General features: G+C 65.3%; 10 protein-coding genes. 4 read left to right on the forward strand and 6 right to left on the reverse strand.

All coding sequences use genetic code 11. The features are described from left to right. Together GVL61_RS20590 and GVL61_RS20595 are read right to left on the reverse strand one after the other, a co-directional pair. Positions 1 to 700: hydroxymethylglutaryl-CoA lyase (locus GVL61_RS20590; RefSeq protein WP_159982533.1), on the reverse strand; the 700-nt coding region annotated here is incomplete at its 3' end. Further along, complete coding sequence (locus GVL61_RS20595; protein ID WP_159982534.1) at positions 697 to 1332, reverse strand: isochorismatase family protein; 636 nt, start codon at positions 1330 to 1332, stop codon at positions 697 to 699. The genes GVL61_RS20590 and GVL61_RS20595, both read right to left, overlap by 4 nt. Before the next feature lie 366 nt (positions 1333 to 1698). Between GVL61_RS20595 and GVL61_RS20600 the strand changes: the two genes are divergently transcribed. Then, positions 1699 to 3177 (forward strand): aldehyde dehydrogenase, encoded by a 1479-nt coding sequence (locus GVL61_RS20600; RefSeq protein WP_159982535.1) that lies wholly within the window; start codon positions 1699 to 1701, stop codon positions 3175 to 3177. A 74-nt stretch (positions 3178 to 3251) separates the two neighbouring features. Here the strand turns inward: GVL61_RS20600 and GVL61_RS20605 are convergent, their stop codons facing one another. From GVL61_RS20605 to GVL61_RS20615, 3 genes are read right to left on the reverse strand one after another with little or no spacing between them, the layout of a single operon-like run. Next, the gene (locus tag GVL61_RS20605; protein ID WP_159982536.1) at positions 3252 to 3818 is read right to left on the reverse strand and encodes a cysteine hydrolase family protein; all 567 of its coding nucleotides are present in this window, start codon (positions 3816 to 3818) and stop codon (positions 3252 to 3254) included. 8 nt (positions 3819 to 3826) lie between these two features. Continuing rightward, on the reverse strand, positions 3827 to 5983 hold the full coding sequence (locus tag GVL61_RS20610) for a TonB-dependent receptor (protein WP_159982537.1): 2157 nt from the start codon (positions 5981 to 5983) through the stop codon (positions 3827 to 3829). A gap of 53 nt (positions 5984 to 6036) precedes the next feature. Continuing rightward, positions 6037 to 7746, reverse strand: a complete 1710-nt coding sequence (locus GVL61_RS20615; protein WP_159982538.1) for a thiamine pyrophosphate-binding protein — start codon at positions 7744 to 7746, stop codon at positions 6037 to 6039. 328 nt (positions 7747 to 8074) lie between these two features. Between GVL61_RS20615 and GVL61_RS20620 the strand changes: the two genes are divergently transcribed. Continuing rightward, on the forward strand, positions 8075 to 9328 hold the full coding sequence (locus GVL61_RS20620; protein WP_159982539.1) for an MFS transporter: 1254 nt from the start codon (positions 8075 to 8077) through the stop codon (positions 9326 to 9328). 99 nt (positions 9329 to 9427) lie between these two features. Further along, entirely contained in the window at positions 9428 to 10504 is a 1077-nt protein-coding gene (locus GVL61_RS20625; RefSeq protein WP_159982540.1) for a TauD/TfdA family dioxygenase, read from the forward strand. A gap of 92 nt (positions 10505 to 10596) precedes the next feature. Here GVL61_RS20625 and GVL61_RS20630 read toward each other — a convergent pair whose 3' ends face one another. Then, positions 10597 to 13329, reverse strand: coding sequence for a TonB-dependent receptor (locus GVL61_RS20630; protein WP_159982541.1), 2733 nt, complete (start codon positions 13327 to 13329; stop codon positions 10597 to 10599). Positions 13330 to 13450: 121 nt separating this feature from the next. Between GVL61_RS20630 and GVL61_RS20635 the strand changes: the two genes are divergently transcribed. Then, positions 13451 to 15337 carry an IlvD/Edd family dehydratase gene (locus GVL61_RS20635; RefSeq protein WP_255456518.1) on the forward strand — a complete coding sequence of 629 codons (1887 nt, stop codon included), beginning with the start codon at positions 13451 to 13453 and terminating at the stop codon, positions 15335 to 15337. Positions 15338 to 15342: the final 5 nt, after the last annotated feature.

Genomic DNA, 15342 nt, shown 5'->3' on the forward strand with positions numbered 1-15342 from the left:
CGCCCAGCCCGCCCAGCGAGGCATCGACAACGCGGGCGCCCGCCGCCACCGCGATCCACGCATTGGCAAGGCCGGTATTGCGGGTGTTATGGAAATGAACGCGCACCGGGATCGGCCCAACTGCGGCGACTACCGCCCGTACCAGCGCATCGACTTCTCCGGGAGAAGCCACGCCGATAGTGTCGGCCAGCGCAATCTCGCGCGGGGAAGCCTCGGCCAGCTTGCGGGCCATGGCGACGACATGGGTATGCGCGACCTCGCCCTCGAACGGGCACCCGAAGGCGGCGCCGATGGTCACCTGCCCGCCTTTGCCCGCCGCGATGGCGTTACGGACGATGCCGGAGGCGACCATGACGGACTGGTCGCTGGTCTGGCCCTGGTTGCGCATGGCGAAGGTATCGGTTGCCACGCAGACGGCGCCGGCTTCGTCGATCCCGGCTTCCAGCGCGCGGTCCAGCCCGCGCTGGTTCATGACGAGGCCGATGTAGGTCACGTCATCGCGGCGCGGCAGCATCGCCACCAGTTCGTCGGTGCCCGCCATCTGCGGCACCTTCTTGGGGTTCACGAAGCTGCCAACCTCGATCCGGCGCGCGCCGAAAGCGATGGAGCGGGCGATCATCTCGGCCTTGTCTTCCAGCGAGACGAGGACTTTCTCGTTCTGCAGCCCGTCGCGCGGGCCGACCTCGACGATTTCGATCATGCAGCCTGCTCCAGGATGGACAGATAAGTGATGATCGCTTCTTCCGAAACGACGTCGGCGTATTTGGCGTTCATGTCGAACAGGTTGGCTTCGTGGGGGCCGGGGTGGCGATCGCCGCAGCCCTCGGCGACGACGGCAGTGCGGAACCCGTGCGAGACGGCGTCGACGCAGCTGGCGCGCACGCAGCCGCTAGTCGACAGGCCGGTGAGGATCACCTGATCGATCCCGCGCGCAATGAGGGTTGAGGCCAGTGAGGTGCCGAAGAAGGCGCTGGGATACTGCTTGGTCAGCACCAGTTCGTCCGCGTGGGGCACAAGGCCGCGGGGCCACGCGCCCATCGCGCTGCCTGCCTCGAATGCGCGAAGGGCGGGCACCTTTTCGAAGAAGCGCCCGCCGTCGATGCCGCCGGGGTGGTAGATAACATTGGTCAGGATCACCGGCACGCCGGCGGCCCGCGCTGCAGCGCGCACGCGCAGGGCCGAGGCCAGCGCATCCTCGACGCCTGCATAGAGCGGGCTTTCGGGCGCGAAATAGGCCTCGACGAAATCGATCAGGATCAGCGCGGGCGATGTGCCGAACCCGGCCTTGCCGCCGAACGCGCCTGCGTAGTTTTGTGTCAACGCATCACTCATCGCCCGTCCCGGCTCCCGTTTATGCTGCAGGCTTGCAGCGAGCGATGCAGCCGAATCCCGATTACATCGCGCCCATTGCCATATCTCGCCTTTAGTATACAAATTTGAAGAAGGTCAACTGGTCATGAAAATGGCCCCGTACAAATCTTCGCTGCCTAGCCGCATTGCCGCGCGATACCGAACGAAATGGCGTCACCCGCTGAAATCCGTGCTTGTATGCAAATGACAGCATGGCAATCGCCACCCCAGCTTGCGCCCGGCGACCTCCACGTCGCGGAAATCGCATCGCTTCGCGGTTGCGCTGAAGCCCGGCGCGTGGTGCTTGGTGTACAGGACAAATTCGCAGCATTCCCCCGAAAGGACCGCATGGACCTCCCCCTCGCCACCAGCCTGATCGACGGCGCCCCCGACCGCTCGCAGGACGGTCACCGGCTCGAAGTGATCGACCCCGCAACCGAACTGCCGCTTTGCGAACTGGAAGAAGCCGATGCCCCCGCTGTCGACCGCGCGGTGCTTTCGGCCCGGCGCGCCTTTTCGGGCTGGTCGCGCATGGCCACCGACCAGCGTAACGACATCCTCTACGCCATCCACGACCGCCTCATCGCCGAGGCCGAGCCGCTGGCCGAGCTTGAGGCCCGCACCACCGGCCTGCCGATCCGCACGCTGGCAGGACTGGTGCGCCGAGCGGCGATCAACTTCCGCAGCTTCGCCGAAGTGGCCAGTACGCTATCGGGCGAAAGCTACAGCCAGAACCCGGACTATCTGACGTATGTGACGCGCGAACCGAAGGGCGTGGCCGCGCTGATCTCGCCGTGGAATGCGCCGCTGGCGCTGTCATCCATGCGGATCGCGACGTGCATCGCCTTCGGCAATACCTGCGTGCTCAAGCCGTCCGAATATACGCCGCAATCGGTGCTGCGCATGGTGGAACTGATGTATGAGGCGGGCTTGCCCGAGGGCGTCGTCAACGTCGTCAACGGGCGCGGCGCGGTGACCGGCGCGGCGCTGGTGGACCACGCAGAGATCGACATGGTCGGCTTCACGGGGGGCACCGCCACCGGGCGGCATATCATGGCGGCGGCAGGCCGGCGCCTGAAGCCCTCGATCATGGAACTGGGCGGAAAATCGGCCGCGATCGTCTGCGCCGACGCCGATTTCGAGCGCGCGCTCGACGGTACTCTGGCGGGCATCTATGCCAGCAACGGGCAGCAGTGCCTGGGTGGCTCGCGCCTCCTTGTCGACCGCCGCATCGCCGACCGCTTCATCGCCGAATTCGTGCGCCGCACCAAGGCTATGCGGATCGGCAGCCCGGTCGATCCCACCACCGAAATGGGACCGCTGGCCTTCAAGGCGCACCATGACCGCGTGCTGTCGTACCTCGATGTGGCATCGTCCGACGGCGCGGAAGTGCTGTGCGGCGGCGGCCGTCCCGAGGGGCTGGACAAAGGCTGGTACATGGAGCCGATCGCGGTTCTGGCCAACGACAACGCCAGCCGGGTGTGCCAGGACGAGATCTTCGGGCCGTTCGCCAGCTTCCTGATCTTCGACACGCTGGATCAGGCGATCGAGATCGCCAATGCCTCGGACTTCGGGCTGGTGGCCTATGCCTGGACTTCGGATCTGGGGACGGCGATGCGGTGCAGCCGCGAAATCCGCGCCGGAACGATCTGGCTCAACACCCCGATGATGCGCGAACTGCGCGCGCCGTTCGGCGGCTTCAAGGACAGCGGCACCGGACGCGACGGAGCGACCAGCAGCGCAGATTTCTTCACGGAACTGAAGACCACCAGCATTCCGCTGCGGGACGTGGCTCTGCCGCAGTTCGGGGCGGCAGCGAAAGGCTGACGGACGACGACAAGGAACACAAGAAAGGTCGCCGCATCGCTGCGGCGACCTTCTCGTTTCAACCCGCGCCGAGTTCAGGCGGTGAAGTCGATCTCTGCCGCGCCTCTGACGCTGCACAGGACACCGAAAGCCTCCAGTTCCGCCTCATGCGCCGCCAGCGAGTGCGCGGCGCAGGCGTCCGCGATCACTGTAACCGCAAGGCCGCGATCATGGCCTTCGCGCACCGCCGCGCTGATCGCCAGCGTGGTGGAGACGCCCGCGAGATAAAGCTCGGTAACACCGTGTTTTTCCAGTTCGGCGTCGAGGATGGTCTTCCAGAACGGGCTGACCTGATGCTTGAGGATAATCGCCTCGCCCTCAAGCGGTGCGACTTCGCCCGCGAACTCCACACCGGGCGAACCCAGTTGCAGCACGCCGAGTCCCTTGAACTGGCCGAACAGCGGCGAACGGGCCGGTGCCTCGGGCAGATCGGGCGCGCTGAAGGCCACGCGGACGTGGCCCACCGGCACTCCGGCGACGCGCGCCTTTTCCAGAGCGATGCCGGCGTTTGCGAGAACGCCGCGCCGGGCGATCTCGCCGGCCATGGGCTCATGGCTGACGAGATCGGAGATGAAGTCTATTAAAAGGAGGTACTTGCTCATGCGAATCCTCAGTAGGAGTAGCTCAGCGAGATTTTCCAGGTGCGCGGCTCGCCGGGGCTGCGCAGGCCGAAAGTGCCCAGGATGTTGCCGTAGACGTAATAGTTTTCCTTGAGCAGGTTCGATACCGAGAAGCGCGCTTCCAGGTTGTCAATGCCCGGAGGCGCCCAACCCACGTGTGCGTTCACCAGTTCATACGCGGGCATGTAAGTGATCGGCGCGTTGGTGCCGCCCAGGAATTTGCCGCCCTGGTAGGAATAGTCCGCCCCCATCAGCAGGTCGCCGTGGCTGGAGGGGAAGCGGCCCGAGAAGCCAGCCGCGCCCTGCCAGTGCGGCACGTTGGGCAGGCGATCCGCGCCCGATGTGGCGGCCGAACTGGCCGGATCGATCTTGAGGTACTTGTCATCGCCATAAGCGCCGGTTGCGAACAGGGTGAAGCCCTTGACCGGAGTGTACGAGAATTCGCCCTCGACGCCCTGGACACGCGCGGTGCCCGCGTTCTGGGTCAGCGCCGAGCCGTTGACGACGACGTTAGTCTGGATGTCCGAGAAGTCGTTGCGGTACAGAGCCAGATTCAGGCGCGCCTTGCGGTTCAGGAACTGGGTCTTGATGCCCAGCTCGTAAGCCCACACGGTCTGCGGATCGAAGCCGTTCTGGTAGTTGGTCGGGTTGGCCAGCGCGAGGTAGTTGAAGCCGCCCGCCTGGAAGCCGCGCGAGACACTGGCGTAGACGAGGACGTCGTCGGTGGCCTGCCAGTTGATGCCGAACTTGGGGGTCCAGGCTTCCGCCTTGCGGGTGGCATCGATGGCACCGTAGGTGCGGTTGGCAAGAACCGTGGTCAGGTTGTTCTGCTGGCGCCCCACCACCGACTTTTCCTCATGCGTATAGCGCAGGCCGCCGACGACCGAGAGGCTGGGGGTGAAGTCGTAAGTCAGCTGGCCATAGGCGGCGTAGCTTTCGGTCTTCATGTTCACCAGCTGCGGAAGCAGGTCATAGACCCCCAGCAGGATGTCCTGACGGCCCTGATGACCCTTTTCGCGGAAGTAGTAGAGGCCGCCGATGTAGTGCAGCTTGTCGCCCATGGTGTCGCCCAGGATCTGCAGTTCCTGTGTGATCTCGGTGCGGGCGGCCTGCGATTCCAGACGGTCGAAGCCGAGCGCATAGGGGCCGTCGACAGTGTTGGTAGGGCGTCCGGCGCTGGTGTCGGCCAGGAAGTCCTCGGTGGTGTGGATCACGCCGGTGATCGATTTCAGCGTGGCGCCGCCGATGTCGTAGCTGAGCGTCAGGTCGCCGCCGTAGGTCTCGGCATCGCCGTAGCCGTCGATCGGGCTGAGGTAGGTATAGGGGTTGGACGCCGCCGGGACGAGCGCGGCGCTGGTAGCCAGACCGATCGAGCCGTCGTTCTTCGCACGCGAATAGAACGCCGAAGCCGTAAGGCCGAAGGGACCGGCGCCGATATACTTGACCGCGGCGCGGGCGCCGTATTCCTTGGCGAAACCATAGTCATCCTTGCCCAGCGCCGGGGCGTTGAAGTAGCCGTCGCGCTCGTAATAGTTGCCGCTGACGAGGACCGACCAGTTGTCCGACAGCGGGGTCGACACGGTGCCCTTCAGGCGCTTCATGTCGTAGCTGCCGTACTCGGCCTCGAAGTCGCCGAAGGGCTTGTCGCCGGGCTTCTTGGTGACGTACTTGATCGCGCCGGTCAGGGTGTTGCGGCCATAGAGCGTGCCTTGCGGACCGCGCAGCACTTCGATGCGCTCAAGGTCGGCGAGGTCGAGGTTGGCGCCGGTGAGGCTCGCGAAATAGAGGTCGTCGATGTAGAGGCCGACGGCGGATTCGTAGCCCACCCAGGTGCCCGCGTTCTGGCCCGCGCCGCGCATGAACACGGTCAGCGTGGTGGGATCGACGGTGCCCTGCGCCACGTTGAGGCTGGGGGTGAAGCGCTGCAGGTCGGCGGTGCGGTTGATCTGCAGATCCTTGAGCGCGGTGGCGTCCATCGCGGTGACCGAGATCGGCGTCTTCTGCAGCGTGCCCTCGCGGCGCTCGGCGGTGACGACGATGTCGCTGCCGTAGCCGCCTTCAGGCGCAGGCGCGGCGTCCTGGGCAAAGGCCGGGGCGGCGCAGAGCAGTGCGGTAGTGGCGAGAAGCATCGCCGAAAACTTGGTCATGGTTCGCTTATCCCTTTAAAAACATTGTTATTATGATTGTGGTGGTGATCGGATCAGGAGTGCGGAATGTCCTCGAACAGGATCATCGCCAGCAGCGGTTCGGCCTTGCGGATGCGGCCGCTATCGGGGTCGACGCGTACGTCGATCAGCATCGGGCCGGCAGAGGCCTGGGCGGTGGCGATGGCGGCATCGAGTTCACCGCGCGTCGTCGCCACCTTTGCAGGGCAGCCGAAACCGGCGGCGATCGCGGCATAATCGACGCCGTTCAGATCGGTGTTGGAGGTGCGGCCGTAGACCAGCTGCTGGCCGTGATATTCCGTGCCCCACTTGCCGTCGCTGGCGACAAGCACGGTCAGCGGCAGGGCCGAGCGCGCCAGCGTGTCGATCTCCGCAAGGAAGAAGCCCAGCGAGCCGTCCCCGGTGACGAAGGCGACCGGCTTGGCGGCGCGGCCCTCAAGCCGGGCGGTTTCGGCCTCGGCGGCGGCCATGCCGACTGCGAGCGGGAAGCCCGCGCCCATCGCGCCGAATGGCAGCAGGTTGGAATAGGAGCGCGGACGGTGGACCCGCATCTTGGCATACGTGAAGTTCATCGAGTCCGCGCCGTCGCACACCAGCACGCGGTCTTCGGGCAGGATGGCGTCGAGCGCAGTGCCGATGGAGGCGGAGTGCAGGCCCTCGCCGTAGGTTTCGAGCAGCGCGTCGACGCACTCGGCACGCGGGGCCAGCGCCTCGGCGATCCAATTAGGATCACGGCGGAACTGCGCGGCGTCCAGTCCTTCGACCAGCGCGGCCAGCGTGCGTCCCGGATCGGCGACCAGCGCCAGATCGACGGCGGTGTTGCGGCCGATGGCCTCGGCGCTGCTGTCGATATGGATGAAGCGGGCCTCGGCGCCAAAGCGCGGGGCAAGGCCGTAGCCGAACCACATGTTCATCCGCGCCCCGACCACGATCACGAGGTCCGCCTGGTGGGCGGCGCGCTGCGCGTAAGGCCAGGGGTAGCCGGTGGGCGCCACTTCGGGAGCAAGGCCGCGGCCTAGACCGTTGCCGAGAACGGGTACGCCCATTGCCGCCAGCGCGGTCAGCGGACCGGCGGTGTCGGACAGCGCGGCGCGGTTGTCGGTCACCACGATCGGGCGCTGCGCTGCGCCGATCAGGGCCAGTGCGCTGTCGATGCCGGCTTCGTCCGCGCAGGGCAGCGGGGCGGGCACGAACGGCGCGCGCGGGCGGCTGGCGCAAGTCTTGTTCAGGAAATCGAGCGGCAGGACCAGCAGCGCCGGGCCGGGAACGCCCTCATTCGCCGCCTTGATCGCGGCGTGCATGTAATCGCCGAGACGGTCTGGCGAAGAGACGGTCCGGCTGTACTTGAGGAACGGCCCGGTCATCTCGTGCCGGTCGACATCGTACTGGATCGCCGGTTCCACCCAGCTATCGGGGAAGCGCGTTGCGATGACCACCAACGGCGTTTCCGCCTGCGCGGCGGTCATCAGCGCGGTCATGGCATTGGCCAACCCCTGCTCCGCAACGATGAGCGCGAAGCCGGTGCGCCCGGTGCGGCGGGCATAACCATCCGCAGCGCCGACCGTGCCGCTTTCATGGCGCCCACCGACGATGGCGACGCCCCGGTCCTCCAGAGCGAACAGCAGCGGCGCATGGGTCGCCCCGGCCAGCGCGAAGACGGTGCCGCAGCCCGTACCGACGATGGCATCCGCCAGATAGCTGGCGCAGGTCTGTTCCCCGGCCGGGATCGCCGCTGCCTCAGTCATGGGAGGATTCGAGAACAGGGTGGAAGCTGGTGTTGCAATTCGTCATGGCCCGAAGGCTGACACACATCCCGCACCGCAAGGAGAAGTGTTGCAGAAAGTTTTCACGGTGTGAATATGCATACAAATTAGGCATGAATTTTCCCCGAATGACTAATTTTTTGGCATCAAATTTTTTCATCTCGAATATTTAGCATACAAATTCGGGATGACGACCTCCGTCAGGTGGAAAGATCGTGCGGCGCGTTCGCACTGGGCGCACCAGTCGCTAGGGTCGGCGTCAGGCACATCCGGAAGAAGCCCCGTCCGCATTGACATGGAACAGCTGCGCATGACCGCACACACCCCTGCCCCTATTCCAGCCATCAGCAGCGCTGGGGAGTTCCGCCAGGGCTGGCGGGCGCTGGTCGCCTGTGGGGTGGGGCTGGCCTTCGGGCTTTCGCCGATCGCGCCTTATGCTTCGGGCATCCTTGCCAGCGCCATGCAGAAGGAACTGGGCTGGGCCCGGGCCGATATCCTTGCCGTGCTGATGCTGGCGCCCATCGTACTGGTGCTGCTGGGACGGCACGTCGGCCGCCTGATCGACAGGGTGGGGCCGCGCAAGGTGGCGATCGTCTCGACAATCGGCCTGGGCCTCGCAGAGCTGCTGGTCGCCGCTATCGGATCGACGCTGCCCGGCTATTATTTGGCCTGGGGCGTGCTGGCACTCCTTTCCATCGGCACCCTGCCGATGACCTATGCCAAGCTGCTCAACGGCTGGTTCGACCGTGCGCGCGGCCTTGCGCTGGGCCTTGCGCTGGCGGCGACGGGCCTGGCGGGCGTCGTCATGCCGTTCATGATGACCGCTGCGGTCCACGCTATGGGCTGGCGCGGCGGCTACCTTGCCCTTGCCGTCCTGCCGCTGGGAATCGCAGTGCCGGTGCTGCTGGCATGGCTGCGCGAGGCGCCGCAGATCGCGCCCGGCGCCGAGGGCCACCTGCAGGTCAGCGGCGTCACCGTGCGCGAGGCTCTGCGCGGCTATCGCTTCTGGGCGCTCGCCTTTGCGGCGCTGGTGCTGGCCTTCGGAGTCAGCGGTCTGGTGCCCAACCTGTTCTCGCTGCTGCTGGAGCGGGGCATTCCCGAAACCACTGCTGCGAGCGCACTGGCGGCGCTGGCGATCAGTGTCACGACAGGCCGCGTGCTGTCCGGGTTCCTGCTCGACAGGCTCTGGGCGCCGATCGTCTGCGCCGTGCTGGTCCTGCCGGCAGTGGCCGCGCTGGTCCTGCTGGTAACGCCGGGCCTCGGGGGCGGCGTGGTGATCGGCGCGGTGGTGACGCTGGGCCTCGTCGCAGGGGCGGAGTTCGATCTCGTCGCCTTCATGACCGCGCGCTATTTCGGGCAGCGCCATTTCAGCGAGCTTTACGGCATCCAGTATGCCGCCTTCGGGATCGGCGCAGGGTCCGCCCCGGCCGCCTATGGCGCTCTTCACGATCGGCTGGGCAGCTACGATCCCACCGTGCAGCTATCCATCGTGTTGCTGCTGGTAGCGGTAGCTATGATCTTCACGCTGGGCCGCTACCCGCGTGAATTCGCAGCCGCGCATTGAGCGCAAGGGGCCGACTTCGCACATTCCCGTGCGTTCAGCATCAAGACGCAGGCCATCAGCGCGGCTAGGGTGAGGGCCAAGTGCCCAAGGAGATCCAGCATGAGCGTCGCCGAAATCCCGTCCCCCGTACAGACCGAGGCCGCCTGGCGCGGGGACCGGCTGATGGAAGGCCAGGACTGGATCTATGAACTGAGCGCAGCGCAGGTCGTCGAGCTGGAGGAACTGGGCAAGCGCTTCCTTGAAGCCGATCCCGACCTTCGCTTCGTCCAGGCCGACGAATACCCGCTGGTCGCCTGCGCCGAGGGTCTGAAGTCCTGGCGCCATGATGTGGATTTCGGGCGCGGCTTCGTGCTGGTGCGGGGCCTTCGTTCGGACCTCTATTCCGATGCCCTTTCCAGCGCGATCTACTACGTGTTGGGCCTGCACATGGGCGATCCCATCCGCCAGAACGAGATGGGCGACCTGCTCGACCACGTCTACGCCACCTCCGACAAGACGATGGACGATCCCACCGCGCTGTCCTCCAAGGTACGCGACAAGCTGGTCTATCACTCGGACAGTTCCGACATCGTCGCCCTGATGTGCCTGCGCGGCGCCAAGGAAGGAGGCCTTTCGTGCCTCGTCTCGGGCGCGGAGATCTACAACGAGATCCTGCGCCGACGCCCGGACCTGGCGCACCTGCTGCTCCAGCCCTTCAACTGGGACTGGCGCCGGCAGGACCACAATGCCCCGGCCGATACCTATACCTCGCCGGTCGTGAGCGTAGAGGAAGGCGTGTTCTCGATGTACGCGGGTTCGCTTTATATCCTCACTGCGCAGGAATATCCCGGCGTGCCCAAGCTGACCGAGGACCAGATCGAAGTGCTGCGCCTCTTCGACGAGATCACTTATGAGCCCGGCATGGCCATCGCCATGGATTTCCGCCCCGGCGACATCCAGTGGCTGTCGAACTACGCCGCGCTCCATTCCCGCACCGAGTTCAGCGACTGGCCCGAACCGCAGCGCAAGCGCCACCTGCTGCGCCTGTGGCTGTCGAGCAGGACCGACCGCCCGGTGGTCCCCGGCTTCGGCAAGAACGGGGTAGTCCAGCACCGCGCCGAACATCGTGAAGGGAAGGAACATCCCGATGCGCGCTTCAGCCTGCGCGCGATGTCGGTGCCGCGCCTGATTTCCTAACGAAAAGGCGGGACGGCATCGCTGCCGCCCCGCCCATACCGGGAGCGATTGGAGGGGAGGCCGCTTGCGCTCGGCCCCGCTCCCGGATCTCGTCAGTACTTCACGCGCACGCTCATGCCGTAGAACTTGTCGTCGATACGGATGTCGTGCGGGAAGGCGGGGGTGTCGAAGTAGCTGTAGTACTTGCCGCCGTTGACGTTCACGCCGTCTACGGTGACCGTGATGTTCGGCGTCACGTCATAGCCGACCGAGAAGTCGAGGCGGCCATTGGCCTTCACCTTGTTGAACTGGACCGAGTCCTGCGAACCCGTCAGCGTGCCGGCACCGAAGGCGGTCTCGTTGTAGCCCGAACGCCAGGTGTAGACCACGCGCGCGGTGATCCCGTACTTTTCATAAAGCGCGCCGGCGGTGTAGCTGTACTTGGAGACGCCCAGCAGCTGCTGGCCCTCCAGCAGATCGCCCTTGGTCGTCACCTTGCTGTCCGCATAAGTGAACGTGCCCATGAGGCCGAAGCCGTCGAAGCCTTCGGGCAGGAAGTCGAAGAAGAACTGGCCTGCGGCCTCGATGCCCTTCAGTTCCGACGAACCGAGGTTGCGCGGCTGGGTGATCTGGTAGGTCTGGCCGTCGATCACCTGGATCGAGGTATCCGGCGCAACGCGGTCCTTCAGTTTGCGCATGTAACCTGCCAGCGAGACGTAGCTGGAACGGCCGAAGTAGTATTCGGCGGTCACGTCGAAATTGTTCGACTGCTGTGCCTTAAGGTCCGGGTTGCCCCCTGCGCCGGCCAGGATGACGTTCGGATTGCCGCCCGGAGCCGCCAGCGACAGGCCGGGATTGAGATCGCCGAAGGTTGGACGTGACACGGTCTTTGCATAAGTCGCGCGGAACTGCAGTTGATCGGTCGCCTTAAAGCGCATGCTGGCGTTGGGCAGGACGTAGATGTCGCTGGTGTCGCGATTGATCGGCACGAACAGGTCACTGCCCCCAGCCCCGCCGCCGATCACGCGCGAAGTGCCGTCGATGGTGCGGTTGGTGCTGACCACGCGCACGCCGAACAGGCCGTCGATCGACGAGACGTTGCCGATATCGAGCTGGTACTTGCCCTGGGCATAGGCCGCAAAGGTCTTCTCCGCCGCGTCGTAGTTGCGGGTTGGATCCCAGTCGGGGTCACCGGCCGGAGCGCCGTAAAGCGCGCGAAGATCATCGGTATTGTTCAGCAGGTAGCTGGCATTAGGCGTGTACCAGTGCTTACCGCCGTTGATGTAGGGGATCGAATCCGGCGAGCGGACCATGAAGTCAGATGGCAAGCCGACCGAGTCCACCAGCGTACCGCGGTTCGGGCCCGGGAACGAAGGACCGCCGGCAACGGCGCGGAATGAACCCTGACGGTCGCTATAGCGCGCGCCGAACTGCATCTGGCGCAGGAAGCTGCTGTCGATATCGAACGCAGTGTCGAGCTTGAAAGCATACTGGCGGCTGTTGGACTTGTTGAGGTCCTGGAACAGCGTGTTGGCGAAGACGAAGCCGTCCGAGGTTCCCAGCGGATTGCCCTGCATCACCGAGGTGCCGTGGCCGTTGTCGTCCACTACCACGTCAACCGCCGTGTTGTGCTTGGCGACGTCGACGATGATGGCGCGGTTCGAATTCTTCGACTGGATGTAGCTGGCATCGAATACGACGTGGACGGTGTCGGTGTTCCACTTCGCGCCGCCGCCCAGCACGTACTGATCGGTGCGCTGCCTTTTCGCCTGAGTACTGGTCAGCGCGTCCACCCCGTTGAACGTGGCCGACTTGGCGATGCACAGGTTCTGCGGCGCATCGCCGGCGCCGCCCAGGAAGCCGGCACCATCCACCGGAGCAGAGAAGCAATCGTCACCGGCGACGCCGTTCGTGATGCTGCTACCCGCGAACAGGTCTGCGAAGATGAAGTTGGTGGCGAAAGTCGAACGATAACCCGTGTAGACGCCGTCGAGGTAGAGTTCGAGTTCCGGGGTCACTTCCCACTGCAGCGCGGCGTTAACCTGCGGACGGGTGTTGTGCCCGGTGTCGGTGGTGCCGCCCACACACGTTGGCAGGACCAGGCCCGGCGCGCCTGCGGGGCCGTTGTTGCTCGAACGCGGATCGCAGTTGAAGGATACCGGGCGGCTGAAGTTGTTGCGCGCATAGGACACGTCGATCAGCGCGCCCAGACGGCCCTCGCCCACATCCCAGGTGTTGGCGATGAGCAGGCCGGCGGTGTAGCTGGTCTTGTCCGAAACACGGCCGTTGTAGACGCGCCCGTTCGCGGCGATGGTCAGGCCCTTGTCGAAGTTGAAGGGCTTCTGCAGCTTCATGTCGATGACGCCGGCAACGCCGCCTTCGACGAGGTTGGCCGAATTCGATTTATAAACGTCGATCCCGCCGATCGCCTCTGCGGGCAGATCCTGGAACGAGAAGCCGCGGCCCACGCCGGTGAAGATTTCACGCCCGTCAAGCGTCGTCAGAATGTCGCCCAGGCCGCGCACAATCGGGCTCTGGATTTCGTTGTTGAAGCCGTTGACGACCTGGACGCCGGCAACGCGCTGCAGCGCGGAGGCGACCGAGGTATCGGGCAGCTTGCCGATGTCTTCGGCGACGATCGAATCGACGACGAGGTCGGAGTTCTTCTTGACGTTGCGCGCGGCCTCAAGGCTGGCGCGCTGGCCGGTGACGACGATCTCGTTGCCCTCGGCAACTGACGGCGCTGCTGCGTCTTCAGCGACATCCTGCGCAAAAGCGGCAGGGGCGCAGGCCATCATGGCCAACACCGAAGATGTCAGGACGAGCGAATGTGTGATGCTTTTCATGTGCCTCCCTCCAGAAACCAAATCGGCCCCCTGTCGGGGCCTTGTCCCGGCTCATAGCTTTCACATTCTAGTCCGACAAGACATATTTGTCTGATAAATGAGTTGCCATGATAAAATCGCGATGGTAGCCGCTTTTTCAACGCTCTCGCGGCAACGCGCCCATGACGAACGAGCGGGTTTAAGGGAGGCCGACATTTCTTCCGCTGACGACAGCACCATCGCTGCAGGGTCCAGCCTGCGGTCGCGCTCCTGGTTCAACAACCCGGCCAACCCCGACATGACGGCGCTCTATCTGGAGCGCTATCTGAACTACGGCCTGTCGATCGAGGAGATGCAGTCGGATCGCCCGATCATCGGTATCGCCCAGTCCGGCAGCGATCTGGTGCCCTGCAACCGCCATCACCTTGTCCTGGCGGAACGCGTCAAGGAAGGCATCCGCGACGCGGGCGGCATTCCGATCGAATTTCCCACCCATCCGCTGCAGGAAACCGGCAAGCGCCCCACCGCCGGGCTGGACCGCAACCTTGCCTATATCAGCCTTGTCGAGGTGCTGTACGGCTATCCGCTGGACGGCGTGGTGCTGACCATAGGCTGCGACAAGACGACCCCGTCCGCACTGATGGCGGCGGCTACCGTCAATATCCCGGCCATCGCGCTGTCGGTCGGCCCGATGCTGAACGGCTGGCATGAGGGCGAGCGCACCGGCGCCGGCACCATCGTGTGGAAAGCCCGCCAGATGCTGGCCAAGGGCGAACTCGACTATGCCGGCTTCCTCAAGCTGGTCGCTTCGGGATCGCCGTCGACCGGCTATTGCAACACCATGGGCACGGCGACGACGATGAATTCGCTGGCCGAGGCGCTGGGCATGTCGCTGCCCGGTTCCGCCGCGATCCCCGCGCCCTACCGGGACCGGCAGGAATGCGCCTGGGAAACCGGGCGCGCCATCGTCGAAATGGTGAAGGCGGACCGCAAGCCTTCCGATATCCTGACGCGCGAGGCATTCCTCAACGCGATTCGGGTGAATTCGGCCATAGGGGGGTCCACCAATGCGCCGATCCACCTCAACGCCATCGCCCGCCACATCGGCGTGGAACTGACGCTGGAAGACTGGGAGACTAACGGCGCAGACGTGCCGCTGCTGGTCAACCTTCAGCCCGCAGGCGAATATCTGGGCGAGGACTACTACCGCGCCGGCGGCGTTCCCGCCGTGATGGGCGAGTTGTCCAAGGCGGGCCTGATCGACGGCGCCGTGCTGACAGCGAACGGACGCACCGTAGCCGAGAACCTCGTCGGCGTGCGCATTCATGACGACAAGGTGATCCGCCCGATCGACCGCCCGCTCAAGGAAGCGGCAGGCCTTACCGTGCTGAGCGGCAACCTGTTCGAAGGCGCGGTGATGAAGCTCTCGGTCATCTCTGACGAGTTCCGGGGCCGTTACCTGTCCGATCCCGCCAACCCCGATGCCTTCGAAGGCAATGTCGTGGTGTTCGACGGGCCGGAGGACTACCACCACCGCATCGACGAGCCGAACCTGGGTATCGACGAAAACTCCATTCTGGTGATCCGGGGCGCGGGGCCGGTCGGTTATCCCGGCGGCGCCGAAGTGGTGAACATGCGCCCTCCCGCCGCGCTGATCCGCGCAGGCGTTCACGCCCTGCCCTGCATCGGCGACGGGCGCCAGTCCGGGACCTCGGGCAGCCCCTCGATCCTCAACGCCTCGCCCGAGGCGGCGGTCGGCGGCGGTCTCGCCCTGCTGCGCACCGGCGACCGGGTGCGGATCGACCTCAAGGCGCGCAGCGCGAACATGCTGGTCGAGGAGGCCGAGCTTGAGCGCCGCCGCGCCGATCTCGCCAGCCTGGAAAACAGCATCACGCCAGAATCGCAAACGCCGTGGCAGGAAATCCAGCGGGACCTCGTGGGCCAGTTCGCGACCGGCGCAGTGATCGAATCCGCCGTGAAGTACCAGCGCATCGCCCAGACGAAGGGCCTGCCGCGAGACAGTCACTAGGGAGA

It is taken from the genome of Novosphingobium sp. 18050 (genome assembly GCF_902706195.1).
Lineage (GTDB): Bacteria > Pseudomonadota > Alphaproteobacteria > Sphingomonadales > Sphingomonadaceae > Novosphingobium.

Excerpts from the sequence above, each read along its gene's own strand:
- GVL61_RS20595 (WP_159982534.1), bottom strand. The coding sequence starts at position 1,332 with ATGAGTGATGCGTTGACACAAAACTACGCAGGCGCGTTCGGCGGCAAG.
- GVL61_RS20600 (WP_159982535.1), top strand. The coding sequence starts at position 1,699 with ATGGACCTCCCCCTCGCCACCAGCCTGATCGACGGCGCCCCCGACCGC.
- GVL61_RS20605 (WP_159982536.1), bottom strand. The coding sequence starts at position 3,818 with ATGAGCAAGTACCTCCTTTTAATAGACTTCATCTCCGATCTCGTCAGC.
- GVL61_RS20610 (WP_159982537.1), bottom strand. The coding sequence starts at position 5,983 with ATGACCAAGTTTTCGGCGATGCTTCTCGCCACTACCGCACTGCTCTGC.
- GVL61_RS20615 (WP_159982538.1), bottom strand. The coding sequence starts at position 7,746 with ATGACTGAGGCAGCGGCGATCCCGGCCGGGGAACAGACCTGCGCCAGC.
- GVL61_RS20620 (WP_159982539.1), top strand. The coding sequence starts at position 8,075 with ATGACCGCACACACCCCTGCCCCTATTCCAGCCATCAGCAGCGCTGGG.
- GVL61_RS20625 (WP_159982540.1), top strand. The coding sequence starts at position 9,428 with ATGAGCGTCGCCGAAATCCCGTCCCCCGTACAGACCGAGGCCGCCTGG.
- GVL61_RS20630 (WP_159982541.1), bottom strand. The coding sequence starts at position 13,329 with ATGAAAAGCATCACACATTCGCTCGTCCTGACATCTTCGGTGTTGGCC.
- GVL61_RS20635 (WP_255456518.1), top strand. The coding sequence starts at position 13,451 with ATGGTAGCCGCTTTTTCAACGCTCTCGCGGCAACGCGCCCATGACGAA.